Annotated in this window: 28 protein-coding genes and 1 pseudogene; 13 read left to right on the forward strand and 16 right to left on the reverse strand. The window is 38.6% G+C overall.

The window, feature by feature from the left end; genetic code table 11:
- Window positions 1-20: 20 nt before the first annotated feature.
- The 9 genes and pseudogenes from MUW56_RS17945 to MUW56_RS17985 all read left to right on the forward strand — a co-directional run bounded on the left by MUW56_RS17945 (window position 21) and on the right by MUW56_RS17985 (window position 9,603).
- Window positions 21-2,138 (forward strand): TonB-dependent siderophore receptor, encoded by a 2,118-nt coding sequence (locus MUW56_RS17945; protein ID WP_292014471.1) that lies wholly within the window; start codon window positions 21-23, stop codon window positions 2,136-2,138.
- Window positions 2,139-2,148: 10 nt separating this feature from the next.
- Entirely contained in the window at window positions 2,149-3,252 is a 1,104-nt protein-coding gene (locus tag MUW56_RS17950; RefSeq protein ID WP_292014472.1) for an HmuY family protein, read from the forward strand.
- Window positions 3,253-3,364: 112 nt separating this feature from the next.
- Window positions 3,365-4,243 (forward strand): hemin ABC transporter substrate-binding protein, encoded by an 879-nt coding sequence (locus tag MUW56_RS17955; protein WP_292014473.1) that lies wholly within the window; start codon window positions 3,365-3,367, stop codon window positions 4,241-4,243.
- Window positions 4,227-5,267: an iron ABC transporter permease gene (locus MUW56_RS17960; protein ID WP_292014474.1), complete on the forward strand. Its 1,041-nt coding sequence runs from the start codon at window positions 4,227-4,229 to the stop codon at window positions 5,265-5,267. Before MUW56_RS17955 ends, MUW56_RS17960 begins: the two co-directional genes overlap by 17 nt.
- A complete protein-coding gene (locus tag MUW56_RS17965; RefSeq protein WP_292014475.1) occupies window positions 5,267-6,040 on the forward strand; it encodes a heme ABC transporter ATP-binding protein in 774 nt (257 codons plus the stop codon). The genes MUW56_RS17960 and MUW56_RS17965 overlap by 1 nt, the downstream gene beginning before the upstream one ends.
- Before the next feature lie 2 nt (window positions 6,041-6,042).
- Window positions 6,043-6,693, forward strand: a complete 651-nt coding sequence (locus tag MUW56_RS17970; RefSeq protein ID WP_292014476.1) for a class I SAM-dependent methyltransferase — start codon at window positions 6,043-6,045, stop codon at window positions 6,691-6,693.
- 3 nt (window positions 6,694-6,696) lie between these two features.
- Window positions 6,697-7,725 (forward strand): ChuX/HutX family heme-like substrate-binding protein, encoded by a 1,029-nt coding sequence (locus tag MUW56_RS17975; RefSeq protein WP_292014477.1) that lies wholly within the window; start codon window positions 6,697-6,699, stop codon window positions 7,723-7,725.
- 179 nt (window positions 7,726-7,904) lie between these two features.
- Window positions 7,905-8,776 (forward strand): annotated as a pseudogene (locus tag MUW56_RS17980) (ChaN family lipoprotein).
- A 197-nt stretch (window positions 8,777-8,973) separates the two neighbouring features.
- The gene (locus MUW56_RS17985; RefSeq protein WP_292014478.1) at window positions 8,974-9,603 is read left to right on the forward strand and encodes a peptide deformylase; all 630 of its coding nucleotides are present in this window, start codon (window positions 8,974-8,976) and stop codon (window positions 9,601-9,603) included.
- Window positions 9,604-9,729: 126 nt separating this feature from the next.
- Here MUW56_RS17985 and MUW56_RS17990 read toward each other — a convergent pair whose 3' ends face one another.
- From MUW56_RS17990 to MUW56_RS18000, 3 genes are read right to left on the reverse strand one after another with little or no spacing between them, the layout of a single operon-like run.
- Entirely contained in the window at window positions 9,730-10,155 is a 426-nt protein-coding gene (locus tag MUW56_RS17990; RefSeq protein WP_292014479.1) for an organic hydroperoxide resistance protein, read from the reverse strand.
- Complete coding sequence (locus MUW56_RS17995) at window positions 10,152-10,589, reverse strand: MarR family winged helix-turn-helix transcriptional regulator (protein WP_292014480.1); 438 nt, start codon at window positions 10,587-10,589, stop codon at window positions 10,152-10,154. The genes MUW56_RS17990 and MUW56_RS17995 overlap by 4 nt, the downstream gene beginning before the upstream one ends.
- A gap of 30 nt (window positions 10,590-10,619) precedes the next feature.
- Window positions 10,620-11,252 (reverse strand): NAD(P)H-dependent oxidoreductase, encoded by a 633-nt coding sequence (locus MUW56_RS18000; protein WP_292014481.1) that lies wholly within the window; start codon window positions 11,250-11,252, stop codon window positions 10,620-10,622.
- A gap of 297 nt (window positions 11,253-11,549) precedes the next feature.
- On the opposite strand from MUW56_RS18000, the gene MUW56_RS18005 reads away from it, so the two are divergent.
- A complete protein-coding gene (locus MUW56_RS18005) occupies window positions 11,550-12,302 on the forward strand; it encodes an SDR family oxidoreductase (protein WP_292014482.1) in 753 nt (250 codons plus the stop codon).
- Between the two features lie 27 nt (window positions 12,303-12,329).
- Here MUW56_RS18005 and MUW56_RS18010 read toward each other — a convergent pair whose 3' ends face one another.
- The 13 genes from MUW56_RS18010 to MUW56_RS18070 form a co-directional block, all read right to left on the reverse strand.
- Window positions 12,330-12,641, reverse strand: a complete 312-nt coding sequence (locus MUW56_RS18010; RefSeq protein ID WP_292014483.1) for a hypothetical protein — start codon at window positions 12,639-12,641, stop codon at window positions 12,330-12,332.
- Window positions 12,642-12,711: 70 nt separating this feature from the next.
- Window positions 12,712-13,668 carry a protein-glutamine glutaminase gene (locus MUW56_RS18015; RefSeq protein WP_292014484.1) on the reverse strand — a complete coding sequence of 319 codons (957 nt, stop codon included), beginning with the start codon at window positions 13,666-13,668 and terminating at the stop codon, window positions 12,712-12,714.
- A 297-nt stretch (window positions 13,669-13,965) separates the two neighbouring features.
- Complete coding sequence (gene lipB / locus MUW56_RS18020; RefSeq protein ID WP_292014485.1) at window positions 13,966-14,694, reverse strand: lipoyl(octanoyl) transferase LipB; 729 nt, start codon at window positions 14,692-14,694, stop codon at window positions 13,966-13,968.
- A 32-nt stretch (window positions 14,695-14,726) separates the two neighbouring features.
- Window positions 14,727-15,461: a tryptophan synthase subunit alpha gene (trpA, locus tag MUW56_RS18025; RefSeq protein WP_292014486.1), complete on the reverse strand. Its 735-nt coding sequence runs from the start codon at window positions 15,459-15,461 to the stop codon at window positions 14,727-14,729.
- A gap of 73 nt (window positions 15,462-15,534) precedes the next feature.
- A complete protein-coding gene (gene trpB / locus MUW56_RS18030; protein ID WP_292014487.1) occupies window positions 15,535-16,713 on the reverse strand; it encodes a tryptophan synthase subunit beta in 1,179 nt (392 codons plus the stop codon).
- Between the two features lie 166 nt (window positions 16,714-16,879).
- The gene (locus tag MUW56_RS18035; RefSeq protein WP_292014488.1) at window positions 16,880-17,263 is read right to left on the reverse strand and encodes a GNAT family N-acetyltransferase; all 384 of its coding nucleotides are present in this window, start codon (window positions 17,261-17,263) and stop codon (window positions 16,880-16,882) included.
- A 54-nt stretch (window positions 17,264-17,317) separates the two neighbouring features.
- Window positions 17,318-17,992 (reverse strand): phosphoribosylanthranilate isomerase, encoded by a 675-nt coding sequence (locus tag MUW56_RS18040; protein ID WP_292015437.1) that lies wholly within the window; start codon window positions 17,990-17,992, stop codon window positions 17,318-17,320.
- A 57-nt stretch (window positions 17,993-18,049) separates the two neighbouring features.
- Window positions 18,050-18,823, reverse strand: coding sequence for an indole-3-glycerol phosphate synthase TrpC (trpC, locus tag MUW56_RS18045; RefSeq protein WP_292014489.1), 774 nt, complete (start codon window positions 18,821-18,823; stop codon window positions 18,050-18,052).
- A gap of 47 nt (window positions 18,824-18,870) precedes the next feature.
- Window positions 18,871-19,860, reverse strand: coding sequence for an anthranilate phosphoribosyltransferase (gene trpD, locus MUW56_RS18050; protein ID WP_292014490.1), 990 nt, complete (start codon window positions 19,858-19,860; stop codon window positions 18,871-18,873).
- Between the two features lie 38 nt (window positions 19,861-19,898).
- On the reverse strand, window positions 19,899-20,501 hold the full coding sequence (locus tag MUW56_RS18055; protein WP_292014491.1) for an aminodeoxychorismate/anthranilate synthase component II: 603 nt from the start codon (window positions 20,499-20,501) through the stop codon (window positions 19,899-19,901).
- Window positions 20,502-20,575: 74 nt separating this feature from the next.
- Entirely contained in the window at window positions 20,576-22,000 is a 1,425-nt protein-coding gene (locus tag MUW56_RS18060; RefSeq protein ID WP_292014492.1) for an anthranilate synthase component I family protein, read from the reverse strand.
- 252 nt (window positions 22,001-22,252) lie between these two features.
- Entirely contained in the window at window positions 22,253-22,897 is a 645-nt protein-coding gene (locus MUW56_RS18065) for a hypothetical protein (protein WP_292014493.1), read from the reverse strand.
- Window positions 22,898-22,937: 40 nt separating this feature from the next.
- On the reverse strand, window positions 22,938-23,390 hold the full coding sequence (locus MUW56_RS18070; RefSeq protein WP_292014494.1) for a cupin domain-containing protein: 453 nt from the start codon (window positions 23,388-23,390) through the stop codon (window positions 22,938-22,940).
- Between the two features lie 198 nt (window positions 23,391-23,588).
- On the opposite strand from MUW56_RS18070, the gene MUW56_RS18075 reads away from it, so the two are divergent.
- From MUW56_RS18075 to rlmF, 3 genes are read left to right on the forward strand one after another with little or no spacing between them, the layout of a single operon-like run.
- Window positions 23,589-23,807: a hypothetical protein gene (locus MUW56_RS18075; protein ID WP_292014495.1), complete on the forward strand. Its 219-nt coding sequence runs from the start codon at window positions 23,589-23,591 to the stop codon at window positions 23,805-23,807.
- Window positions 23,807-24,181, forward strand: coding sequence for a c-type cytochrome (locus MUW56_RS18080; protein ID WP_292014496.1), 375 nt, complete (start codon window positions 23,807-23,809; stop codon window positions 24,179-24,181). The genes MUW56_RS18075 and MUW56_RS18080 overlap by 1 nt, the downstream gene beginning before the upstream one ends.
- Window positions 24,182-24,184: 3 nt before the next feature.
- Window positions 24,185-25,114: a 23S rRNA (adenine(1618)-N(6))-methyltransferase RlmF gene (rlmF, locus tag MUW56_RS18085; protein WP_292014497.1), complete on the forward strand. Its 930-nt coding sequence runs from the start codon at window positions 24,185-24,187 to the stop codon at window positions 25,112-25,114.
- Window positions 25,115-25,226 lie beyond the last annotated feature (112 nt).

Consider the following 25,226-nt stretch of genomic DNA (forward strand, 5'->3'; position numbering starts at 1 on the left):
GTCGAAAATTTTTTGCCTTTATGAAGAAGAAAGTGCTTTCCATACTGTTGCTGTCCGCCATTTTTTTGGTAAATGCACAGCAGCAAGATTCTCTTAAACAGAAAAGAATAGATGAAGTTGTTGTTACAGGACAGTATACCCAGCAGTCGATCAATAAATCCATATATAAAGTTGAAGTTATCAATGCAGAGCAGATCAAGAATATGGCTGCTACCAATGTGGCAGATGTTTTGAATCAAAGTTTGAATGTTCTGATCATTTCTGACCGTAATTCGGGGAATTCTACCGCAAACTTGATGGGTCTTGGAGGTGAATATACTAAGGTTTTGATAGACAATATTCCTGTAGTAGGAGACATAGGCCTGGGGAACAATATAGATCTTACAAAGCTTAATATCAATAATGTTGAAAGAATAGAAGTGGTAAGAGGATCAATGGGAGTTGACTATGGAAGCAATGCTGTGGCTGGGGTAATTAACATTATTACGAAAAAGAACAGTCAGAAAAAGCTCACCCTTAATGCGTCAGTACAGGAAGAAACCGTAGGTAAAGAATATGACTTTAAGAAAAAAGGAGAAGGAAGACATATCCAGACGCTGAATGTAGGGTATAACATCAATGAGCACTGGTTTGTAGGAGCCCATATCAATCATAATGACTTCCAGGGATTCAAGGGAACGCAGGAAGGATACAAATACTTTGAACAGGACGGAAAAAGAGGGTATTTATGGCAGCCAAAAGATGTGCTGAATGTAGATGGAATTGTAAGATACAATAAAAATAGGACTTCCTTATTTTATAAATTTGGCTTTGTAAATGAAAAACTAAACTATTATAATCCCACGGTAGGCGAGCATTTCTATAGTGTAAATGACAGGACTTATTTCTCTAACGACAGAGATTATAATACCACCAGATATCTGCATCAGCTTACTATACAAACCAAACTGGGGGCTGTGAACTATACCGGAGATTTTTCTTACCAGACACAGGATAGAAAATACCGGGACTATAAATATGATATTCCTAACAGAAAGGTAATCGGTGACAAAGACGCTTTTGAGTCTTATAACAAAGCAGATGTGTTCTATTCAAGAGGGGTATTCAGTAACTTTTTGGACAGCAAAAAAATTGACTTCCAGCTAGGATATGAATTAGATCATACTTCAGGATTTGCCGGTAATATCGCAGGAAGCTTCAAAGGAACGGATAATGTCAAGAGAAAGATCTTTAATTATGCCAACTTTATGTCCGTTGAATGGAATGCAACAGACTGGTTATCATTGCGTCCTGGATATCGTCTTGCCTTAAGCGATAAGTTTGAAACACAACATAATTACTCTTTGACTGCCAGAGTAAAAGCTACCGAGAGCGATAATTTCAGGCTGGTCGTGGGAAGTGCCAACCGTTTCCCGAATTTTGACGAGCTATATACCTATATGGTAGACAGTAATCATGATATCAGAGGAAATGAAGACCTGGTTCCTGAAAAAGGAATGACCGTTTCTTTAAATGGGGAGAAAAAAATAACCACCGGTTCAGGCTGGAATTTAGGCGTAGGGGCGAGTGCTACCTATTTGAACGTGAAAGACAGAATAGAATCGGTGACGGTGAGCCGACAGCCTTTGAAATACCAATATCTCAATTTGGATAAATTCCAGTCTTATTTATTTGAAGCTAACTTTAAAGCTCAGAAAAATCAGTTGGCACTGGCTGCCAATGTCGCTTACTATGGAATTGCAAAAGAATTGAAAGATGGAAATGTGACTTCGCCTAACGATTTCTTTTATACACTGGAGGCTAATGCTGTAGTGAACTATACGGTTCCCAATATCAATACCACCCTTTCCCTGTTCTATAAATATACAGGAAAGACTCAACAGTGCGTGCTGTCTTCGGATCTTCAGAATCCAACCTATGAAATTGGAGAAAGGGGAGATTTCCATATGATGAATTTCATTGTCACCCAGCCTTTCTTCAAACAACATCTCGAAGTAAGTCTGGGGGTTAAAAATATTTTTGATGTATCCTCCGTAAGAGATACTACCGTTACCGGAAATGCTCACGAAGCAGCAGATCCTAAAATTAATCTTTTCTATGGCAGAAGTTATTTTGCCAGATTAAGCTATAATTTTTAAAATTCTAAAAATGAAAAAAATACTGTTTTATCTTCTGCTAGGAACTTCATTGGTATCACAATCCTGTATCAACGATAATGAAGATCCCGTGCCGGTTATCCCTTCAGAGGGCGTATCTGTGAAACCTGATGTAAGGGGAGCTGCACAGCCTAATCAGGTATGGATAGACTTCAGTGATGTAGATCAGGACGGACAGCCGAAACAGACGGTCAATAGCAGAACAGACTGGGACCTTGCATTTTATGCAGGAGCTGAGTTTAAAGTGGTCCTGAATACTTCTATTATGATGGCTGCTGCCAAGATTCCGAATATTGCAGATATCGGGGCGGTAAAAGAATCTGATGTCAGTAATTTAAAAGAACAGGTTCAGGTAGCCAACTTTGACTCTGACAACACCCATTATATTGATGATGTAAAAGGAAATTTTCCTTCCGGCTATACCGCGATAGAAGAGATCAAAGCCAATGCTGCTGATAATGCCGTTTATCTTGTCAATTTAGGTAAAGAACTTTATAAAGGAAGTATTGCCCACGGATCAGCCATCACAGGAGGTGATGAGAGAGGCTGGATGAAAATCCAGATCACAAGACAGGCAGATGGTTATAAAGTGAGATATGGAGACCTTAATGCGGTTGGAGATCAGATCAAAGAAGTCGTGATCAAGAAAAATACTGCCTATAACTATACTTTCTTCAATTCAAAAACCGGTAAGGAGGTTGCTGTTCAGCCTGAAAAAAGCAAATGGGATATCTGCTTTAGCGTATTTACCAATATTATTCCCGGAGCCGGCAGCTATGTCAATGCAGATTTTGTTACCATCAACAACGTAGCGAATGTAGGAGCGTATGAAATCAAAATAACATCCGGCTCTATGGTGGATGCTTTTAATAAGTTTAAAAAAGCAGATGTAGATGATTCCAAATTAGTGTATAACGAACAAAGAGTGATCGGAGGAAACTGGAGAGAAGTAGGGCCTTCCGGCTCTAAAGTAAAAGGAGATGTATTCTATATCGTTAAAGATGCCTCGGGCTTCTATTATAAATTAAGATTTGTAAACCTTACCGATGATAAAGGAGAAAGAGGACATCCTATGTTCCAGTATAAAGCACTATAAGAAATAATAATCGTATGTCGTGAAATCGTCTTGGATAAAATTCCCTGTAAAATGATTCGGGAGACAAAGACGACGATTGCGTATGACCTTTGAAAAAAATAAATATCTACCTATGAAAAAATTCATTCTTGCAGCTTCTGTTCTTGCAGCAGTGTATTCATGCAAAAAAACAGAAGGAACCCAAAAAGAAAATACAACGGAAGCCACTTCCGAAGCTCCGAAGAGCAATAATAAGATCGTAACACTGAGCGGAGGAATTACAGAGATTGTAAGTGCCTTAGGACACGAAAAAGAAATCGTAGGAACCGATGTGACCAGTACATATCCTGAAAGTGTAAAAGCTACAGCGAAAGATTTGGGACATGTAAGATCGATGACAATAGAGCCGATCATGGCCGTAAACCCTACTTTGATCCTGGCTTCCGATAAGGATATCAATCCGGAATTATTAGGAAAGATCAACTCTTCAGGAATTAAAGCTGAAGTTTTCAAACAGGAATACACGGTTGACGGAACTAAAAAACTGATCGAAGACGTTGCAAAAGCAGTTGGAAACACAGATTATCAAAAGTTGAATGATAAGATTGATGCAGATCTGAAACAGGTACAGCCAATCGCTAAAAAACCTAAAGTATTATTCATCTATGCCAGAGGAAATATGCTGATGGTTGCAGGTAAAAATACACCAATGGCTTCCCTGATCGGTCTTGCCGGTGGCGAAAATGCCGTGAATGATTTTGAAGATTTCAAACCATTGACTCCGGAAGCCGTTATAAAAGCCAATCCGGATGTATTATTCTTTTTTACAACAGGATTACAGGGTGCCGGTGGAAACGAAGGCGCGCTTAAAATGCCGGGAGTATCCCAAACCAATGCCGGTAAAAATAAGAAGATCATCGCAATGGACGGAGGTTTAGTTTCAGGTTTCGGACCAAGACTAGGAGAAGCAGCAGTAGGATTAAATAAACTTTTGATTGAGAACACAAAATAAACTATACTTTTATTTTACTTCAAGTGCGGTACTGCTGGTTATTATAGCAGTACTGGCACTTAATACAGGAGTCTATGATTTTGGAGGAACATCTCCGTTCAAGGCTCTGTGGCAGTTTATAAAAGGAGACCCCCATTTAACCTTAAGTGATAAATATGTTATTTGGGATGTACGGGCAGCCAGGATTATAATGGCGATTTTAATAGGAAGCATGCTGTCGGTTTCAGGAACAAGTCTGCAGGGTCTGTTCAGGAATCCTCTGGCGACGGGAGATTTAATAGGACTTACATCGGGAGCTACACTATTGGCGGCAATTGCGATTGTTTTAGGAGGGCATTTCAAGCAGTACCTTCCTGAAGCTGTACAATTTTCACTCGTAGGGATCTCAGCCTTTATAGGATCTTTTTTATCAATGATGTTGGTATACAGGATTTCAACAAGCGGAGGAAAGACCAATGTGGTCATGATGTTGCTGACGGGAGTTGCCATTACAGCGATCGGATTCTCCATTACCGGATTTCTGATTTATATTTCAAAAGACGAGCAGCTGAGAGATCTGACATTCTGGAATTTAGGAAGCTTAGCAGCGGCAACGTGGACGAAGAATATCATTTTAACCATAGTTTTAATTATTTCCTATGCTATTTTGTTGCCCCAGGGAAAAGCGCTCAATGCGATGATGTTAGGAGAGAAAGATGCCCAGCATTTAGGAATCAATGTGGAGAAGCTGAAGAAGCAGATCATTATTATTGTGGCATTGATGGTGGGAATTTGCGTTTCATTTTCAGGAACGATTGGCTTTGTAGGTCTTATTGTCCCTTATATTTTAAGGCTTTTATTCAAATCCAATTATACTTTTATCCTGCCATTGTCTGCAGTATGCGGGAGTATCTTACTCTTGACGGCAGATACCTTCAGCAGAAGTATTGTGGCACCGTCTGAGCTGCCGATAGGAATTCTTACCGCTTTAATGGGAGGACCTATCTTTATCGCTATTTTAGTTAAATTTAAAAAAGCATTGTAATGATCAAGGCACACCAGATTAATTATAAGCATAAAGAGTTTCATATCCTGGACGGAGTGGATGTCTCTCTGGAATATGGAGAATTTCTGGCCATTGTGGGCCCGAATGGAGCAGGGAAATCCAGCCTGTTAAGCGTGTTGGCGGATGAGGTGAAGTCAGGGAAACAAAAGGTCTTATTTAAAAACAAGCTGATCCATGAATGGAATGTGAAAGAGATTTCAAGACACAAAGCGAAATTCTCCCAGCACAACAGCAATGATATTCCGCTTGAAGTAAAAGATGTGGTGATGATGGGAAGATATCCGTATTTTGACTCACAACCCGGAAAAGAAGATTTTGAAGCAATCAATAACATGATGTATGAAACAGACGTTTTTCATCTTAAAGACAGGGAATATAATACCCTTTCGGGTGGAGAGAAGCAGCGGGTACATCTTTCACGGGTAATGGCACAGGTGCAGAATGAAATTGCTCATAAGCTTGTATTCCTGGACGAACCTTTGAATAATTTAGATATAAAACATCAATATAAGGCATTGGAAATTATTAAAAAATTTACCCAAAAAGCCAATAGTGCTATTGTTGTTTTACATGATCTTAATCTTGCTGCTCAGTTTGCAGATAAGATATTACTGATGAAATCGGGAAAAGTTTCTGCCTATGGAACCCCTCCGGAGGTCTTTACAGCCGAAAATATAAGCCATGCCTATAATTTTCCCTGTACCATCTGCGGACACCCTATTACGAATAACCCAATGATCATTTTTGGATAACCATGGAAAAAGATGAATTAAAAATCCTCGCCCAGAACCTTGCCAATCCTCAGGGAGAAAAAGGGATAGAAATCGGTGAAATGATGAATGCCACCAATATCGGGATGACATTAGAAAGTATTAAAACACTCCTGATAGAAGACGATCAGCATATCCTTGAAATAGGACATGGAAATGCTGGCCATCTGAAAAGTATGCTAGGCCTGGCTCAAAATATAAAATATACAGGAGTCGATATTTCTGAGACCATGCACCAGGAAGCCAGGAGATTGAATAAGGAATTTGAGAATCAGGCAGAATTTATACTGTACGAAGGGAGAAAGCTCCCTTTTGAAAATCAAACATTTGATAAAATATTTACGGTCAATACCGTGTACTTCTGGGAAGATCCGGTAGCATTTTTAAATGAGATCTACAGAATTTTGAAAGATGACGGCACTTTCGTTCTTACTTTCGGACAACGGGATTTCATGGAGAAATTACCATTTACAGCATATGATTTTACCCTTTACAATAATGATGAAATGGAACAGATGGTGTCCAGAAGTCATTTTAAAAGAATGAAAATTTCCGAGAGAGAAGAAGAGATCAAAAGCAAAACAGGAGAAGAAACAATACAAAGAATTTATACAGTTTTAACCATAAAAAAATAAATAATGAGCACATTAGTTAATGATTTAAAGGAAAAATGGGAAGCTCTGAAAGCAGAAAATCCACATGTAAGAATCAGAAATGCAGCAGCACAATTCGGAGTGAGCGAAGCAGCATTATTAGTAACCGGTATAGGAGAAGGGGTAACTGTTTTAAAATCTGAATTTCCTGCGATCCTTACCGATGCTGAGCAGCTGGGAAAAGTAATGGCCCTTACCCGTAATGATGAATGTGTTCATGAAAGAAAAGGAACGTATCTGAACGGTGATTTCAGCAGCCCGCATGCACAGCTCTTTGTAGGAGAGGATATTGACCTTAGAATTTTCCTTACCCACTGGAAATTTGCTTTTGCCGTAAGGGAAGGCGATAAAAAAAGCCTGCAGTTTTTTGGAAAAGACGGCTTGGCACTGCATAAGATCTATCTGACTAAAGACAGTAATGAAGAGGCTTTTGATACTATCGTTGAGAAATTCAAAGCTGAAGATCAAAACCAGACTTTTGTTTTTGAGCCTGTAGCTCCTAAACAGGCAGAAAAACAGGATTCTGAAATTGATGTCGAAGGATTCAAAAAGGCATGGACAGAATTGAAAGATACTCATGATTTCTTCATGATGACCAGAAAATTCGGGGTAAGCAGAACTCAGGCATTAAGATTGGCTCCGGAAGGGTTTGCCAGAAAAATCGAGAATGCTAAAGTGGTCAATATCCTTGAAGATGCTTCCGAAAAAAATACACCGATCATGGTATTTGTCGGAAACAGGGGAATTATCCAGATCCATACAGGAAATGTGAAGAAAACACTTTGGCACCAGCAATGGTTCAATGTAATGGATCCGGATTTCAATTTACACCTGGATGTCACGAAGATCGCTGAAGCCTGGATCGTTAAAAAACCAACGGAAGACGGGGAGGTAACCGCGATTGAGGTGTTCAACCAAGAAGGAGACTTTATCGTTCAGTTCTTCGGAAAAAGGAAACCGGGTATTCCTGAATTACAGGAATGGAAAGACCTTGTTGCAGCATTAGAAAAATAATAATTAGATGATTTGAATGGGCCGTTTTGTGTTAAAATCAAAGCGGTCCGTTCATTTTGAGTTTTGGCAATCCCGGGAATGGGCTGCAGCAAACAGGCGAATCTGCCAATTTGCCTATTGTGGCTGCTTTCTGATATGTTTGCCAAAATATTTGTGTAATTTGTGGTTAAATATTTAAAATGAAGAATATTTTTATAGCAATTTTGCTTTCAGGATTCTGTTTGCTGAGTGCTCAGAATTTTAAAGCCTATCAATTTTATGATAAAAAAGGAAAGGAAATAAAGACTGATAAACTGGTCAGAGAACTGGCAGACTATGATGTGGTCTTTTTTGGAGAAAATCATAACAGTTCTGTGAATCACTGGCTCCAGCTTAAAATAACGGAAGCTCTGTTTGAGAAGAAAAACGGTCAGCTGATATTGGGAGCCGAAATGTTTGAAAGAGATAACCAATCTCAGTTAAACAAATATTTAAACGGAACATTGGATGCCAAAACCCTGAAAGATTCTGTCCGTTTATGGAATAATTATGCTACAGATTATAAACCACTGGTTGATTTTGCTAAAAATAAGAAGCTAAACTTTATCGCCACCAATATTCCAAGAAGATATGCATCACAGACGGCTAAAGAAGGCCTTGAATCTCTCAATAGATTAAGCGGAAAAGAAAAAACTATATTGCACAGCTGCCGATTAAAGTAACATTAGATACGCCAGGCTATCCCGAAATGAAAGCCATGATGGGGGATCATGCAGAAGGAACAAAAGTGATGAATTTTATTTCAGCACAAGCGACAAAAGATGCGACCATGGCAGAATCTATCCTGAAAAATTTCCAGGCTGGGAAAACCTTTATCCATTATAACGGAAACTATCACAGTAAAGAATTCGGAGGTATTTATTGGTATATCAAACAGAAAAATCCAAATCTTAAAATGGCAGTGATCTCCGTTTTTGAATCTGAAGACCCTGAGTTGAAAGTTCCGGCAAAAGATTATATTCCAACAGATTTTAATCTGATTATTCCCAGCGATATGACGAAGACCTTCTGATCCTTTGTTTTTTATAATAGGGATCCTAAACCATCTTATGTAAGGAATTAATATCAATAGAAACGGGCTTCAGCCCGTTTATTTTTTATCCAAATTCCAATGGCTTTAGCCAAAACCTAAATAGAGACTATAAAATACAGGATGCAGTCATTAAACTTTACCTGACAATATCTAACTTTGCACAACATTCACTTCATATGAAAAAATTATCTGTTTTTTTTATTCTTTTCGCAGGATTGCTTCATGCGCAAAAATTGACATCCAATGAACTTTCCATTATCAATCAGGGAGACCTACATACTGCACTGCCTATCTATCAGGTTACAGATGAAAATCAGCACAAAACACTGCTGAATCTTTCTGCGGAGATCAATCCTACAGATCCCCATACTGCCGTGCTGGTAAAGAGAATGAAGGAATCTCTCCTGTCAACAGACGGAGGAGTAGGAATTGCAGCCCCACAGGTGGGAATCAACAGAAAGATTATTTGGGTACAGCGTTTTGATAAGGAAGGAACTCCGCTGGAATACTTTATCAATCCGGTGATTGTATGGCGTTCGGATTTACAGAATCTTGGTCCTGAAGGAGATCTTTCTATTCCTGATTTCAGAGACCAGTTCTACAGAAGCAAAGTGATTCAGCTGGAATATGTTGATTTGAAAGGCCAGAAATATTCAGAAATTGTAGAAGGTTTCACAGCGGTTATTTTCCAGCATGAGATCGACCATCTCTTCGGAATTCTTATTTCCGACAAAAAAGAAAAAGAGAAAAACGATTCTTATAAAAAAGTAGATGCATATCAGAAAAGTGATCTGAATAGGAGATAGAGAGGGTGAGTAAAGACATCAGATATCAGATTTTTGCATCATCTGTGTAAATTCTTGGCTAAAAATAAAAGGAGCTGTTTCCATGGAAACAGCTCCTTCCGTTATAACCTATGCTTAAAAAAATAATTAATCGTTGTTGGTTACCGCAAGCTTAACCTCAATATTGTTTCTGGTAGCATTAGAATAAGGACAGATCTGGTGAGCTTTGTCTGTTAATACCTGTGCCTCTTCGATAGAAACTCCCGGAATATTGACATCCAGTTCCACGGCAAGCCCGAATCCTCCGTTTTCAATTTGTCCTATGCTTACCTGTGCAGCAACGGTTGTTTCACCGGTCTTTACTTTTGATAAGCTGATCACTCTGTTCAATGCACTATCAAAGCAGGCTGAATATCCGGCTGCAAAAAGCATTTCAGGGTTGGTGAAATCATCATTGGCTCCTCCCAGGCCTTTCGGCATTCTTACTTCAAGATCTAATACTCCGTTTTCACTTTTTACCTGGCCGTTTCTTCCTCCTTTAGCGGTAACTTTTGTTGTATATAATGGTTTCATTTATTTTCTATTTTTTTTAATATGCTGAGAACTGTATCTTTAAGATGCAGGAGCTCTTCTGGCTGTATGCCAATTTTTTCCTGAATTTTACCAGGTATTTCACATGCTTTTTTCTGCAGTTGCTTTCCTGCCTCGGCTAAAAATACTTCAACCACTCTTTCATCCTCTTTTTTTCGTCTTCTTATAATAAATCCTTTGGTTTCAAGTCTTTTAAGAAGAGGAGTCAATGTACCGCTGTCCAAAAACAGTTTTTCTCCGATATGACTTACGGTAAGTCCGTCACTTTCCCAGAGGATCATCATTACGAGATACTGTGGGTAGGTAATATCCAGCTCATCCAAAAAAGGGCGGTAAAGACCGGTAATTTCTTTGGCGATTACATATAAAGGAAAGCAGATTTGGTTTTCTAACCTGGGTGTTTTTGGAGTTTCCATAAATTCGGTACGAAAGATGAGATGAAGGTATTACTTTTTTATGATAAATTCATCCATAGGAACACGGACTTTTTTCATCGAAGACAGCCAGTCGTTTGCTTCGTCACGGTATCCAAGGTATAAAAGGCTTACACTTTTTAATCCTAGTTCTTTTAATCCCAATACTTCATCTACCACTTCATTACTAAACCCTTCTGCCGGAGTACTGTCGATTTTCAATTCTGCAGCCTGGGCAAGGGCAATTCCTAATGCGATATAAGTCTGGCGTGCAGTGTGCGCAAAATGCTCTTCAGGAGTCTGTGCACCATATATTTCTTTGATTTGATCGGTATAGCTTCCAAAACGTCCTCTTGGAAGATCCCTTACGTCAGTATGATAATCGTAAACTTTGTCAATTTTTTCATTGGAATAACTATCCCATGCGGCAAACACCAGAACGTGAGAAGAATCTCTCATTACTTCAGGGTTCAAAGCTCCGGCTACCATTTGTTCTTTCAGTTCCTGATTTTCCACTACAATGATTCGGAAAGGCTGAAGTCCTGATGAAGTAGGAGCCAGTCTTGCTGCTTCTAAAATAGTGTTAAGATCTTCCTGTGAAACTTTTTTGGTTGGATCGTAAGCTTTTACAGCATGTCTCCAGTTTAAATTTTCTATTAATGACATTTTTCTTTTTGTTTTAAATTAAACTACTGGTCGATTGTTTAAATTCAGTTTTTATGTTGAGCTGAATTAACAGTGCAAATATAGAGTCAATTTAATTGTGTGCAATTTAATTTTGAGAGATTTTATTGATGGCAATTATTGATAAAAATATAAAACAGAAAAACAAAAGGTAAACCGTTAATATGTTAAAGTAAATTCGGCAATTTGCTTTTTAACCATTTTTCAATTCCGCAAGAACTGGATTTTTTCGATCTCTTATTATTCCAATCTTTGCCATAGAAATATAAACTAAAAACAATGCAGAGATTTAAAAACAAAACCGCTTTAATTACCGGTGGAACGAATGGTATGGGCTTGGCCGCCGCAAAGAAATTTATGAATGAAGGAGGAACAGTCATAATAACGGGGCGAAGTGAGGAAACTGTAAATAATGCCTTACAGACCCTTGGAGAAGGAGCCTTTGGAATTGTATCCAATACCGGTGATATCAGGGATCTGATGAATTTGCAGGAGGAGGTGAGACAATATACAGAACAGATTGACATTGTTTTTGCGAATGCAGGATATGGACGATTCGCTCCTATTGAATATGTGGAGGAAGATCATTTTAACGAGCTTTTCAATATGCTGGTAAAAGGCCCGTTCTTTACGGTTCAGCAGATACTGCCATTGATGAAAAGAGGAGGTTCGGTGATTTTTAATACTTCCGTGGCTACGGATATTGCCATGCCTAATTTTTCGGTGTATTCTGCAGCAAAATCAGCAGTGCGGTCTTTTATTAAGACATTTGCCGCCGAACTTACAGAACGTGGAATCCGGGTCAATGGAGTAAGTCCGGGACATATCAAGACCAATATTTTTAACAATACAGGTTTAACAGCTGAACAAATTGACACTGCGGTTCAGGATATTATCCCTACCATACCGTTTAAAAGACAGGGAGAACCGGCAGAAATTGCAAATGTTGTCCTGTTTCTTGCTTCTGAAGAGGCTTCTTACATTCATGGAGCAGAGATAAAAGTGGATGCCGGAATTTCTGTGATAAGATAATGCCCGATGAAGTTACAGGTTCAGGAATCACTTGATTTCATTAACCTGTTTAATAACATTGGTATTATTTTCAATCCCTATATTGAATGCTTTTCCTTTTTTGTAGCTCTGGGTTACCTTTTCCATGAGGGCTTTGTAGTCAGATGCTTTTTTTGAAACATAAAAGATCTGCGGGCTTATTCCAATAGATATGCGAACAAAGTCTTCCGGTTTTTCAGGATCTTCCGTAATGTTGGTAATGGTGGCACTGTTGTACCAGGTTAGGTTTTGCGAACCTGAGCTGCCAGAGCAGGATGTGATCATAAATAATAGTGATAAGATGTAATTCCAGACTTTCATAAGAGAGCAGTTATTGAATAAAAAGCTCCTGCAATATACATAATATACGCAGGAGCCCTATAAAGGTTAGTTAGAATCCACAATGTCCTACATTAGGAGCAGGGGATGGCGAGCATCCTGAAAGAGAAGAGAATGTAGTCAGTACACAATTGGTATTTACCAGATTATCATCATATAACAGAGAACCTGCCGGGCTTCTGTAATAAACATTCCCTGCAGTATTGGCATAGGAAGAAACAGATACAGACCCACACGTGGAATTAGTACACGCACCTCTCCATGCAGTATCTGTTACAGGGCCGCTTGAAAATAAAGACGGGTCAATAATTCTTTTTTCAACCACTCCTGAAGCATTTTTAAAGCTTACCAGGACAGCAACATGATAGCTCCATGCCACACAGCAGGTGCCCGTAGAAGCTTTTAAGTTTCCGTATACAAACTGTTTTTCACAGTCATATCCGTTGTTCATCAAGATTTGTCTCATTTTGTGAGCTCTTGCATAGCAGCCGTCTACAGGATATCTGAAAGTGATACATGGTGAAGATGCTGTAGAAGTTCCACAAGACTGATTTTTAATTTTGGTAAACAAACTGTTTAAAGTCGCAAGATCAGGAATAACACTGGCTAATCTGCTGGCTTCCCCTTTGGCTTCTTTTGTCAAAGTAGATTTGAAATAGCGGATATCTTCATCGGTAGGCTTCTCTACTTTTGCGATTTCATTGCTGTTAGGTTTGATAAAAACATGAATAGGGGATTCGTCCTTTACCGCCTGTGTGATCATGGAAATATAATCTTCATTTTCTTTGCTGGCTTTTATTTCATAAAATTGGGCCGTAACAATGAATGAGACCTTATACATTCCATTTTCCTTTTCTATCCCTACCGGAACAGTTTTGCCGAAATCTTTTAACGCAATTTCATTAGACTCCTTTGAACTTAAGTTGTCCTGGTTGGCGCTTGATTCCGCACAGGAATTGAAAGACAGTACACTTACGAATACCATCATGGATAACAAAAATTTTTTCATAATTCTCATAGATTTGGTGGTTAAAAAATGTTACTTTACCGGTAATTTTAGTTCACTGTAAAGTGATATTAAATGTAGAAAAATTTAAAATACCAGCAACTATTTTTTTGTGAAAATTTTAAAAAAAATGTGATGTATGGAATGTAAAGCCTATTTATAGGAGTCTTATGGGTGCTTATTAATAATCATATTCTTTAAAATATAAAAATGAGATATGTTCAGGTTTTAATGGTATTTGGAAAAACAAAAGCCAGTTTCAATAGCTGAAACTGGCTTTGATATATGTTTATTTGATCATTATTTGTAGATCAGTTCGGCCTGGAAAACGTCTGTAAAATGTTTTCTGATCTTAGCTTTTAGCTCTTCCACTTCTTCCGGGGCCAGCTCTCTTTCAAGTTCTCTTTTTAAAGAAGTGACCTGCTTGTCCTTGATGCCACATGGAATGATGTATTCAAAATACCGCATATCCGTATTGACATTCAGGGCAAAACCATGCAGTGTTACCCAGCGGGAAGCTTTTACTCCCATGGCACACATCTTTCTTGCATAAGGTTTGCCTACATCCAGCCATACCCCTGTTTCTCCCTGGGAACGTTCTCCTTTAAGACCATATTCACCAATGGTTCGGATGATCACTTCTTCCAGATTTCTCATATACAAATGAATATCTGTGAAAAAGTTTTCAAGATCCAGAATCGGGTAGCCTACAACCTGTCCGTAACCATGATAAGTAATATCTCCGCCGCGGTTTACCTTTACAAAAGTGGCATCAATTTCTTTCAGTTTGTCAATACCGGCAAGCATATTTTCTTCATGGCCGCTTTTTCCCAGCGTATATACATGGGGATGTTCTACAAAAAGAAGGTGGTTCGGAGTAGTAATATGCTGTTCTGCAGGAAGATCCCTGTTTTTTATTTTGGTATCAATGATGCTTTTCATCAGTTGTTCCTGGTAATCCCAGGTCGGCTGATATTCTCTGATTCCTAAATCTTCAAACTCTACTGTTTTATTTTGATTTGTATTCATTTCATTTTTTCGACATACAAATTTAGTGAATTTTAGCCTTTTATGGAATGGATAAAATCTATAGCGCTCTTCTTCCAGTCTTTATCCTGAAGTAAGATATTCACAAATGCTGTTCCGATGATACCGCCATCCGCTTTTTCCGTTACATTTTCAAAGTTTTCTTTGGATTTTATTCCAAAACCTATCATTACAGGATTTTTAAGAGGAAGTGAAGCCAACCGGGACAGGTAATTCTCATTCTTTAGCACTGCATTCTCACCGCCGGTTGTTGAAGATGAACTGACCGCATACAGAAAACCTGAGCTTAAAGAATCAAGATATACTATCCTCTCATCAGAAGTTTCCGGAGTCACCAGGAATGTGAAGTTAAGGTGATACTTTTGCAAAATCTGCTGGTAATTTTTTTCAAATTCAATAGGAGGAAGGTCAGGTAAGATCAATCCTGAAACCCCGCTTTCTGAGCACTCCTGACAGAATTTTTCAAATCCAAAACTTAAAACAGGATTGATATAACCCATTAAAATAACCGGAATTCTGATGTTGTCTTTTATGGATTTTAACTGAGAAAAAAGGGTCTCAATGGTCATTCCGTTTTGTAAAGCAAGTTCATGGGCCTGCTGAATGACGGGTCCGTCTGCCACCGGATCAGAATAAGGCATTCCGATCTCAATCATGTCCGCTCCGGAATCCTGAATCAATTGTATAATTTCGGCAGTATCTTCCAATTTTGGGATGCCGGCCGTGAAGTATATATTTAGTTTTTTCATTTTTTCTATTGTATTTAAGTATAATGCATCAAGGTTAGATTAGAAATACATTGTACATTTTACATCCGACATTTTACAGATTTCTCAAATAGGTTTCCATATCCTTGTCCCCACGGCCGCTCAGGCAAATGACCACGATATCGTTTTCATTAAAATTCTTTTTGCCCAAAACAGCCAGGGCATGAGAGCTTTCTAAGGCAGGTATAATTCCTTCCAGTTTCGTAAGTTCAAAAGCAGACTGTAAAGCTTCATTATCATTGATGCTGAAAAATTCTGCCCGCTTTTCCTGAAACAGATGCGCATGGAAGGGCCCGATTCCGGGATAATCAAGTCCGGCCGAGATAGAATGCGGCTCGATTACCTGCCCGTCCGCAGTTTGCATCACAAGGCTTTTACTTCCATGAAGTACACCCAGGGTTCCCAAAAAGGTAGTGGCGGCAGACTTTCCGGAATTTACTCCCAGACCTCCGGCTTCTGCGGCAATGATTTTTACTTCTTTTTCTTCTACAAAATGATAAAAAGTTCCGGCAGCATTACTTCCGCCACCCACGCAGGCAATCACATAATCAGGATTCTCTTTTCCTGTCTTTTCTTTAAGCTGCTCCTTTATTTCCTTTGAAATAATGCTTTGAAAACGGGCTACAAGATCCGGGAAAGGGTGGGGCCCCACAACACTTCCGATCACATAATGAGTCGTTACCGGATGGTTGATCCAGTCTCTTAAAGCTTCATTGACTGCGTCTTTCAGTGTTTTTGAGCCTGAAGTGGCAGCTACGACTTGTGCTCCGAGCATTTTCATCCTCGCAACATTGGGAGCCTGTCTTTGAATATCAATTTCTCCCATATACACAATACATTCAAGACCCAGCAGCGCGCAGGCCGTAGCAGTGGCAACGCCGTGTTGCCCGGCACCGGTTTCAGCAATGATCCTGGTTTTCCCAAGACGCTTGGCAAGAAGAACCTGTCCCAGAGCATTATTGATTTTATGAGCGCCGGTATGATTCAGATCTTCTCTTTTTAAGTAAATCTTGGTCTTGTATTTTTTACTTAGGTTTTTCGCAAAGTAAAGTGGAGTAGCCCGCCCAACATAATTCTTAAGCAGATCCTGGTACTCATTCTGAAAGTCTTCAGATGCTATAATCTCAAGATAGTTTCTTTGCAATTCTTCTACATTAGGATAGAGCATCTCCGGGATGAAAGCACCTCCAAACGCTCCATAATATCCGTTTTCATCGGGGTTTTTATAATTCATTTCTTTATTCTTTAATGGTTAAATAAGCATTATTTTGTAGACTCAGCTGATTGAGTTTTTCTTTTCTGTCTTTTGATACCTTAAAAATTAAAATGTCATCATCTTCTGAATTGATCCATTCTGAACCTACACTTTCTTTGATGGCTTTAGCTTTGTCATATAGGATTTAGATATTGCACTTTTGGTAAAATGGACGCAGCTCCTGATGGCAGAACCCTATTGTATCTATACTTCTCTGGGTAACATGATCTTTAAATGCCTCCACAAGCTTAGCTCCATACCCTTTTTTCTTATGGGTTGCCACCAACCCTACAGCTTCTGCAAAAGAGAGTTCTTCTCCGGAGATTTCCAGGGTAAAATCGAAATTCATACGCATAACCGCCAATATATTTTCTTCCGTATCCAACAGAAAGTGAAACTCAGAATCTTTAAAAAAAGTGCGGAAGTAGGCCGCCTTCATGGTATTCCACATAGAGATATCCCATAACTTCAGAATATGTTCTATTTCACGTTCTGTTAATTCCTGAGTCTGTTTTATTTGGTACTTCATGAGTAATACATTATAATTAATAGAAAGGATGAGAAGCCCTTAGCTTTTACCTCGCTAGGGCAAAACGTCCTGTTGGGACTCTAAAATAGATTTGAATTTTTTTATTTTGTTAACATCCTTATTGCCGGGTTCAATTTCAAATTTTGAATTGATATCCACTGCAAAGGGGATCAGCTGTAATGACTTCATATGATCAATATTGTCTTCTGAAATACCGCCGCTTAAAAAATAAGGCAGAGGAATTTTACATTCATTCAATAGCTTCCAGTCAAATTGTTTTCCGGTTCCCCCAAATGCTTTGCTGTCGGTATCAAATAACAAATAGTTGATGGCTGAGAGCGGAGAACTGAGCGTAAGTGCCATTGTATTTCTGTTTTCAGCAGTATTCTCTCCAATTCTGATGACTTTGATGATTTTAATTTCCGGATTTAATTCTTTTCTTAATTCATCTATAAAATCTTCGTCCTCATCACCATGCAGCTGGATATAATTCAGCCCGGATTTATCGGCTGTTTTTACAATTTGATCAACTTTTTCGTTGACAAATACCCCTACTTTCCCCGGGTGGTTAATATTGTAAATTTCATCCAGGCTCAAATGATTCAGAACATATCTTGGTGATTTTTCGTAAAATATAAAACCAAGAAGGTCCACTTTCATAGCCATCAGCTCAAGGATCTGCTCTGATCTTGTTAAACCACAGACTTTTAATTTAGGGTGCAGGTTCATAGCGGTCATTAATAGCGATTTTAATCCGTTGAAAGTTAGTTTTAAATGATCTCATTTTCAAATTTGTAAAGTGAACTCTTCAAAAGCTTTTGAAGGGTCGGTATTCTTCATGAAATATTCCCCCATCAGAAAAGCATCAAACCCTTTTTCTTTTACATATTTAAAATCCTCAAGGGTATAAATACCACTTTCTGCAACCGATAAAACTTCTTTGGGAAGCAGGTTTTTCAACTGTACAGAATGTTGCAAATCCACTTTAAAGTCTTTTAAATTACGGTTGTTAATTCCCACAAGATCTATATCAGGGTTAAAATGTTTTAATTCTTCTTCCGTATGGATTTCCAGCAATACTTCCAGGTGAAGCGTATGAGCCAGTTCTGTAAACTCCTGGACCTGGCCCGCGGAAAGGCATGAGGCAATCAGTAAGACGACATCTGCTCCGATGCTTTTGGCTTCATAGAACTGGTATTCATCAATCATAAAATCTTTTCTCAAAATGGGAATGCTGATATGATTCCTTACATTCAGAATATCACTTAAATCACCCCCGAAAAAATCTTTATCCGTCAGAATGGAAACTCCACTGGCTCCAAATTTTTCATAAGAGCAAACCACCTCCAACGGTGAAACGCTGCTGTTGATCATTCCTTTTGAAGGTGATTGTCTTTTAAATTCAGCGATGATGCCGGATTTATTTTTAACGGATTCTTTCAGAGAGTACGTTTTTCTTTTAAAAAAATCGGTGTCTTTCAATCGGCTAACGGAAATATTGGATTTCGCTGCAGCAATTTCTTCTTTTTTTCTTTCAATAATTGTATCCAGTATAGTCATGTTTTCATTTTAGAGGTTTGAGGTAATCAACTGTTAACCATTAATCCTTACTCATTAATTAAAAGTGTGAGGCTATGTAAGGCTTTTCCGCTTTCAAGACTCTCTTTTGCGAGCAGAAGGCAGTCTTCATAAGTTCCAAATTTACCGGTATGATGAAGGGCTACGGAAGCATTGGCCAGCACTACGGAATTTTGTTGCTCCGTTCCCCTGCCTTCCAGAATATTTCTGAAAATCTTTGCCGTTGCCTGCATTGTATCTCCCGCTTTAATATTTTCCAGCGTTACCGGATTGAAGCCTAAATCTTCAGCAGAATAGATATTTTCTCCATTTTTAGTAATAATCTTGCTGTCGTCGGTTAGACTGATTTCATCATAACCGTCCAATCCGTGAACCAGCATAAAATCACGTTCCTCTTTTTGTAATAGATATTGGTATATCCTTGCAATTTCAAGATTATACACTCCAATCATGGAATATTGAGGTTTGGCAGGATTCACCAACGGTCCCAGAAGATTGAAGAATGTTCTTAATCCCAGAGATTTTCTCAATAATCCAACTGATTGAAGGGCAGGATGGAAGTAAGGAGCGTGTAAAAAACAGATGTTAGCTTTTTCAAGATCTTCATTCAGCTGATCCGAACTGTTTTTGAATCCATATCCAAGTTCTTCCAGGACATTGGATGAACCTGTAGTGGTAGAAGCTCCGTAATTTCCATGTTTTGTTACCTTCTGCCCGGCTCCGGCCACTACAAAGCTAGCCAATGTTGATATATTGATTGTGTTTTTTCCGTCACCTCCCGTTCCTACAATATCTATGGCATCATGAGCCTCTATCTGAACAGGGACTGCCATCTGTAGAAGTGCTTCCCTGAAACCTTCCAGTTCCTTCAGTGTGATATTCCGCATCAGGAAAACACTGATGAATGCAGTAACTTCTGCCGAATTGAACTTGTTCTGAGAAATTTCAATCATCATCGCTTTAGCCTCAGATTTTGACAATGTATTATGATTGAACAGGTATTGCAGTATTTCTTTCATTTGGGGAGTTTTTATTGTTGATGGGATTTCTGTGGTTTTCACGGTAAAAGGAAGTTTTTAATGATTGTTTCTCCATCAGGAGTTAAAATGCTTTCAGGATGGAACTGTACCCCATGTACATCATACGATTTATGCTGTAATGCCATGATCATTCCGTCTTTATCTACGGCAGTAATTTCCAGTGCAGCAGGAAAATTTTCCGGATCTACTGCCCAGCTGTGATACCTACCGACTTCCAATCCTGAAGTGATATCTCTGAACAGTTTTGTATTTTCTTTTACCACTTCGGTAGTGGTAGCTACCCCGTGAAAAATTTCAGAAAGGTTAATAAGACTTCCTCCAAAAGCTTCTGCTATCGCCTGCTGTCCAAGACATACCCCCAAAATGCTTTTCGTTGGTGCATACTCCCTGATCAGGTCCAATAGAATTCCTGCTTCTTCCGGAACACCGGGGCCGGGGGAAAGAATTATTTTATCATATTTATTGATCTCTTCTAAAGTGATCTGATCATTTCTTACGACCTCCACTTTCTGATTCAGTATTCTCTCAATGATCTGGACAAGATTATACGTAAAGCTGTCGTAATTGTCAAAAACAAGAACTTTGGATACGGGCTGCTGGTTGTTTATAGTGTTGTTCATTTTTTTACTTTTTGCGGGTTGCTGGTTCTTTATATTCATATTATTTACTGTGGCAGGATCTCCATTGTCAACCATTACCTCTCCACTATTTTCTCTGCTTTTTCTACTGCTTTTTTCAGAGCGTTTAACTTGTTATTCACTTCCTGCAGCTCGTTCTCAGGCACCGATTTGGCAACAAGTCCTGCACCTGCCTGATAATAGAGCGTATTGTTCTTACTTAAAAATGTTCTGATCATGATAGCCTGGTTGCAGGTTCCATTCAAGCCAATCATACCGATGCAGCCGCCATAATATCCACGGGAATCTTTTTCATATTGATTGATCAGTTGTAAAGCTTTGTGTTTCGGTGCTCCGCTTAATGTTCCCTGCGGAAAGGTTGCCGACACCATTTCAAGAGGATTGATATCCTCAGGAAGATCTGCGGTCACTTCGCTTACCATATGAATCACATGAGAGAACAGCTGGATTTCTTTCAGTTTTGTAACCGTTACATTTTTTCCAAGCTTTCCGAGGTCATTTCTTGCGAGATCCACCAGCATGGTATGTTCCGCATTTTCTTTTGGATCCTCTTTTAATACTTCAATGGCCTGAAGATCGGTCTCGAAATGGCCTGTTCTTTTTGAAGTTCCGGCAATTGGATGAATAATCGCTTTGTGGTTTTTTATGATCAGCTGGCTTTCCGGGCTGGATCCGAATAATTTGTAATTTCCGTAATCAAAATAGAAAAGATAAGGAGAAGGATTAATGTTTCTCAGAGCACGGTAAACATTGAATTCATCACCTTTGAACTTTTGTTCAAATCTTCTGCTCAGTACCAACTGGAAAACATCACCTCTCATGCAGTGTTTCTGAGCTGTTTTTACCAGTTCAATATAATCTTCATTGGTAATATTGGAAGTTTCCTGGCCATTTTTTTCAAAAGGATAAACCGGAGTATTCTGATTTTTGATGAGGTTTTCCAACAGGTGGATTTCAGATTTTATACCTTCGATCTGATTTTCAATGAGGTACATCTCGTCATTGAAATGATTGATGGCAATTACATATTGATACAGCCTGTATCTGAGGATAGGGATCTCTACTTCAGGACTTTGAGCCTTTAGCTTGACGTTTTCGAAAAACTGAACCGCTTCAAAACTGGTGTAGCCAAAAAGACTTTGGGCAGTCTGTTCAATGGGATCTTCTGTTTTTTCACATTTGAAAACCGTGCGGAAACTTTCAAAGATATCAGTAATAGCCTGGTCCATGACGAATTGCTTTACAGGCGCAGCGTTGGGAAGCTTAACTTCAAATTCATTAAGGTTTTTTACCTCAATTCCGGCAATGGCATTGATGGCGATAAAGGAAAAATTATTGTCAATACTTTTTGAATCAGAGCTTTCCAAAAGAATGGTATCCCTGAATTTATCTCTGATTTTAAGATAGATATTCATTGGAGTATGAAGGTCTCCCAATGTTTTTTTCGAAACAGTTTTTATTTTGATAAGATCAGTAAACATCTGTAGTTTTATTTTTTAAGATTAAGGAATAAAAAAAGGCTTCAACGGTATCCGTCAAAGCCTATATATTGTTTATTTTAATTATTTCTGCTGTACAGTTAACAACATGACAATACTTCCAGACCCGACGAAGAGTTTGAAAGCCACCACCAAATATTGTTGCTCATGTTAAACATGGGACAAATGTAAAAAATTTTTTAATACAAAAAATAAAAAATGTAAAAAAATAAAAAAATGTACTGGGAAAATCTGTTATTTCAGCTGCTCAAGTTCTTGTTTAAGCGCTCTGATTTTTGATTTGTAACTTTCATCATCATAGGATTTTACGTAGTCTTCCAATGCTGATATATATTCTTTAATAAATTCTTTATTGGTTCTGTCTGCTTCATATTTGATCTTGGCAGAATTGACAGGAGCAAGCTTTGAATACCTGAGGGCTTGCTGCCCTTCTTCCGATTGGTTATAAAGAATAACAATGTTTTTTTCATAGCCCGGAATGTACTTTACCGGAAAAGATTCTTCCATTCTTGGGATTCTGATAGCATTTTCAATAGGGTAGATCGATGCCGTAGTGGTGGAGAAGAAAGTTGAAATATACTTTCCGTCCTGTTTCTTTACAATGGCTTCGTAATCATGGATATACATATCGTTCAGGGTAGAGTTGGTTTCTACATCGGAAGTGATAATGGCAGTACTCTCAACACCGTATTTATTCAGAAACCAGGCGTTTAAGAACTGCCCTCCAAACCCGTTTAGTATTGCCAGAGGAATGATTGGAATCAAAAACCAGGCTTTTTTAGTCAGATAAGAAAGAAGTCCAAAGAATACAAACAACAGAATCACAGTATAAAAACCATGATGGCTGGTGAAAAACAAAATTTTTGAGATTAAAACCATATTTTAAGTATGTTACAATAAATATACTACAATATTTTATTTAATGGACAGGTTCCGAAAGAGGAATATCAGGTGTTCCGCTGTAGAAAACAATAAGAGTGGCTCCTTTATCTCCCGTTTTACCTCTGTGTGCTACATTTACCATCTCCGGAAGTACTTGTCCTTTCCTTACCCACTGTGTTTTACCGTCTTCTTTTCTTTCTATCTGGATTTCTCCTTTCTCTACATAAGCCGCATTGATTACCGGATGCTTATGCCAATCCAATGCTTTGTTAGGCGGCACGGCAATTTTAAGAACAGAAATTTCAGGTTGTTTGGCTGGATAAGCAGGGTAAGGAGTTCCATCCCATGATTTTGTCGTTTTTAAAAGTGTAACCGATTCAATTTTATCAGAATACTCTGATTGCGGTTCGTTTGATGAGTTGTCACATGAAAGAAGGAGGGCAGAAAGTACAGTGAATAAAGCTGTACCTAATAAATTTTTCTGAGTCATAAATTCAAATTAATATTATTGTTTTTGGATGTTGATCATCGATAGTACAAAAATAATAACCGGATTTCAATATCCCTTACTATTGAATTATTTTTTTGCTGAATTTAAATTCAATCTTTAAAAATATTTTTCAAAGAAAACATTTGTCATGAGTTGCAAAGTTTATTTTTTATATTTTTGCTACCAAATTAGAAAACAATGAAAAAAGTATTAGCAATCGCATTTATCGGAGGTTTATTAGTTGTTAACTGTTCAAAAAAAACAGATCACTCGTTACAGGACAGCAACACCATGCTTGAAGAGCCTGAAACCACTACGGTAGTAGATTCTACAGCTAAACCTGCTGCTCCAGCTGCTGCAACTCCGGCTGCCCCAGCTCCTGAAGCTGCTAAAACAGATTCTACAGCGAAGAAATAATGAAAAAAATATTTTTGGCGGGAGCAATCGGTCTTCTGATTTTTTCCTGTTCTAAAAAAGAAAATACAGCAGCGGTGGCTACCTCTTCTGAAACAACTTCGGTTTCAGAACCTGCTCCCTCCAATCTTTCCGGCGACCAGATCATGGAAACATTGGATTGTTCAGGATGTCACTCTGTCAGCGAGAGAATGATAGGACCTTCTTACCAGGAAATAGCAGGCAAATATTCTGAAAAAGATATTGATCTGCTGGCTTCCAAAATTATTGAAGGCGGAAGTGGAGTGTGGGGAGGAGTTCCTATGGCCGCTCATCCACAGGTGTCAAAAAAAGATGCCAAAAAAATGGTAGAATATATTTTAAGCCAGAAGAAATAAAATATGTCTGCTGAAAAATCAAGTCTGCACACAAGAAATCTGCATCGTAATCCCTATGATTTTGATCAGCTTATTTCTTGTGTGCCAGAACTGAAACAGTATGTGTTTGTGAATGATTATCAATCATCAACGATCAACTTTAGCATTCCCCAAGCAGTTAAGCTGCTTAATAAAGCATTACTGTTACATTTTTATAATATTAAAAACTGGGATATTCCGGCAGCCAATCTTTGTCCTCCCATCCCCGGCCGGGCAGATTATGTACACTATATTGCAGATGTGTTGGCTGAAGAGCGAAACGAAATTCCAGCAGGAAATTGCGTGAGAGGCTTGGATATAGGGGTAGGAGCCAATCTGGTATATCCTTTAATTGCCCATCGGTCTTATGGCTGGACAATGCTGGGAACAGATATCAATCAGGATTCTTTAAACAATGCCCGGGTTATTGTAGATCAAAATCCTGATCTTTCACCGGCTATTCAGTTAAAACATCAGGAAAACCCTGATCACCTTTTCAAAAATATCATCGATACCGGAGACCGGTTTACATTTTCAATGTGTAATCCCCCTTTTCATGATTCCAGAGCATCTGCAATGAAAGGGAATCTGCGAAAAACCAGGAATCTTAACCGTTCAAAAAACCAAAAGCCGCTGCTTAATTTTGGCGGGCAGCAAACGGAATTATGGTGCGAGGGCGGTGAGCTGGCTTTTATCTCAAAAATGATTCATGAAAGCAGGCTGTACTCATCACAGGTTCTGTGGTTTACATGCTTGGTTTCTAAAAAAGATAATCTGCATAAGCTGACTACACTTTTAAAGAAAGTAAAAGCTGTGGATATTAAAATTATTGATATGGCTCAGGGACAGAAAATAAGCAGAATACTGGCCTGGACATTTGTTCCTCAACAGGACCGGAACGATTGGTTTTCGTAAACGCGTGATTGTTTGTTTTGTTGCTGGTTGCTAATTGCTGGTTGCTAGTTATTAGTCTCACATCTCTTGTCTCTTGTCTCTTGCTTCTTGGTTCTCTGCCCTTCTCTCCACA

The sequence above is a fragment of the Chryseobacterium sp. genome (assembly GCF_022869225.1).
In the GTDB taxonomy this organism is placed as follows: domain Bacteria; phylum Bacteroidota; class Bacteroidia; order Flavobacteriales; family Weeksellaceae; genus Chryseobacterium.

Excerpts from the sequence above, each read along its gene's own strand:
- MUW56_RS17945 (WP_292014471.1), top strand. The coding sequence starts at position 21 with ATGAAGAAGAAAGTGCTTTCCATACTGTTGCTGTCCGCCATTTTTTTG.
- MUW56_RS17950 (WP_292014472.1), top strand. The coding sequence starts at position 2,149 with ATGAAAAAAATACTGTTTTATCTTCTGCTAGGAACTTCATTGGTATCA.
- MUW56_RS17955 (WP_292014473.1), top strand. The coding sequence starts at position 3,365 with ATGAAAAAATTCATTCTTGCAGCTTCTGTTCTTGCAGCAGTGTATTCA.
- MUW56_RS17965 (WP_292014475.1), top strand. The coding sequence starts at position 5,267 with ATGATCAAGGCACACCAGATTAATTATAAGCATAAAGAGTTTCATATC.
- MUW56_RS17970 (WP_292014476.1), top strand. The coding sequence starts at position 6,043 with ATGGAAAAAGATGAATTAAAAATCCTCGCCCAGAACCTTGCCAATCCT.
- MUW56_RS17975 (WP_292014477.1), top strand. The coding sequence starts at position 6,697 with ATGAGCACATTAGTTAATGATTTAAAGGAAAAATGGGAAGCTCTGAAA.
- MUW56_RS17985 (WP_292014478.1), top strand. The coding sequence starts at position 8,974 with ATGAAAAAATTATCTGTTTTTTTTATTCTTTTCGCAGGATTGCTTCAT.
- MUW56_RS17990 (WP_292014479.1), bottom strand. The coding sequence starts at position 10,155 with ATGAAACCATTATATACAACAAAAGTTACCGCTAAAGGAGGAAGAAAC.
- MUW56_RS17995 (WP_292014480.1), bottom strand. The coding sequence starts at position 10,589 with ATGGAAACTCCAAAAACACCCAGGTTAGAAAACCAAATCTGCTTTCCT.
- MUW56_RS18000 (WP_292014481.1), bottom strand. The coding sequence starts at position 11,252 with ATGTCATTAATAGAAAATTTAAACTGGAGACATGCTGTAAAAGCTTAC.
- MUW56_RS18005 (WP_292014482.1), top strand. The coding sequence starts at position 11,550 with ATGCAGAGATTTAAAAACAAAACCGCTTTAATTACCGGTGGAACGAAT.
- MUW56_RS18010 (WP_292014483.1), bottom strand. The coding sequence starts at position 12,641 with ATGAAAGTCTGGAATTACATCTTATCACTATTATTTATGATCACATCC.
- MUW56_RS18015 (WP_292014484.1), bottom strand. The coding sequence starts at position 13,668 with ATGAAAAAATTTTTGTTATCCATGATGGTATTCGTAAGTGTACTGTCT.
- lipB (WP_292014485.1), bottom strand. The coding sequence starts at position 14,694 with ATGAATACAAATCAAAATAAAACAGTAGAGTTTGAAGATTTAGGAATC.
- trpA (WP_292014486.1), bottom strand. The coding sequence starts at position 15,461 with ATGAAAAAACTAAATATATACTTCACGGCCGGCATCCCAAAATTGGAA.
- trpB (WP_292014487.1), bottom strand. The coding sequence starts at position 16,713 with ATGAATTATAAAAACCCCGATGAAAACGGATATTATGGAGCGTTTGGA.
- MUW56_RS18035 (WP_292014488.1), bottom strand. The coding sequence starts at position 17,263 with ATGAAGTACCAAATAAAACAGACTCAGGAATTAACAGAACGTGAAATA.
- MUW56_RS18040 (WP_292015437.1), bottom strand. The coding sequence starts at position 17,992 with ATGAACCTGCACCCTAAATTAAAAGTCTGTGGTTTAACAAGATCAGAG.
- trpC (WP_292014489.1), bottom strand. The coding sequence starts at position 18,823 with ATGACTATACTGGATACAATTATTGAAAGAAAAAAAGAAGAAATTGCT.
- trpD (WP_292014490.1), bottom strand. The coding sequence starts at position 19,860 with ATGAAAGAAATACTGCAATACCTGTTCAATCATAATACATTGTCAAAA.
- MUW56_RS18055 (WP_292014491.1), bottom strand. The coding sequence starts at position 20,501 with ATGAACAACACTATAAACAACCAGCAGCCCGTATCCAAAGTTCTTGTT.
- MUW56_RS18060 (WP_292014492.1), bottom strand. The coding sequence starts at position 22,000 with ATGTTTACTGATCTTATCAAAATAAAAACTGTTTCGAAAAAAACATTG.
- MUW56_RS18065 (WP_292014493.1), bottom strand. The coding sequence starts at position 22,897 with ATGGTTTTAATCTCAAAAATTTTGTTTTTCACCAGCCATCATGGTTTT.
- MUW56_RS18070 (WP_292014494.1), bottom strand. The coding sequence starts at position 23,390 with ATGACTCAGAAAAATTTATTAGGTACAGCTTTATTCACTGTACTTTCT.
- MUW56_RS18075 (WP_292014495.1), top strand. The coding sequence starts at position 23,589 with ATGAAAAAAGTATTAGCAATCGCATTTATCGGAGGTTTATTAGTTGTT.
- MUW56_RS18080 (WP_292014496.1), top strand. The coding sequence starts at position 23,807 with ATGAAAAAAATATTTTTGGCGGGAGCAATCGGTCTTCTGATTTTTTCC.
- rlmF (WP_292014497.1), top strand. The coding sequence starts at position 24,185 with ATGTCTGCTGAAAAATCAAGTCTGCACACAAGAAATCTGCATCGTAAT.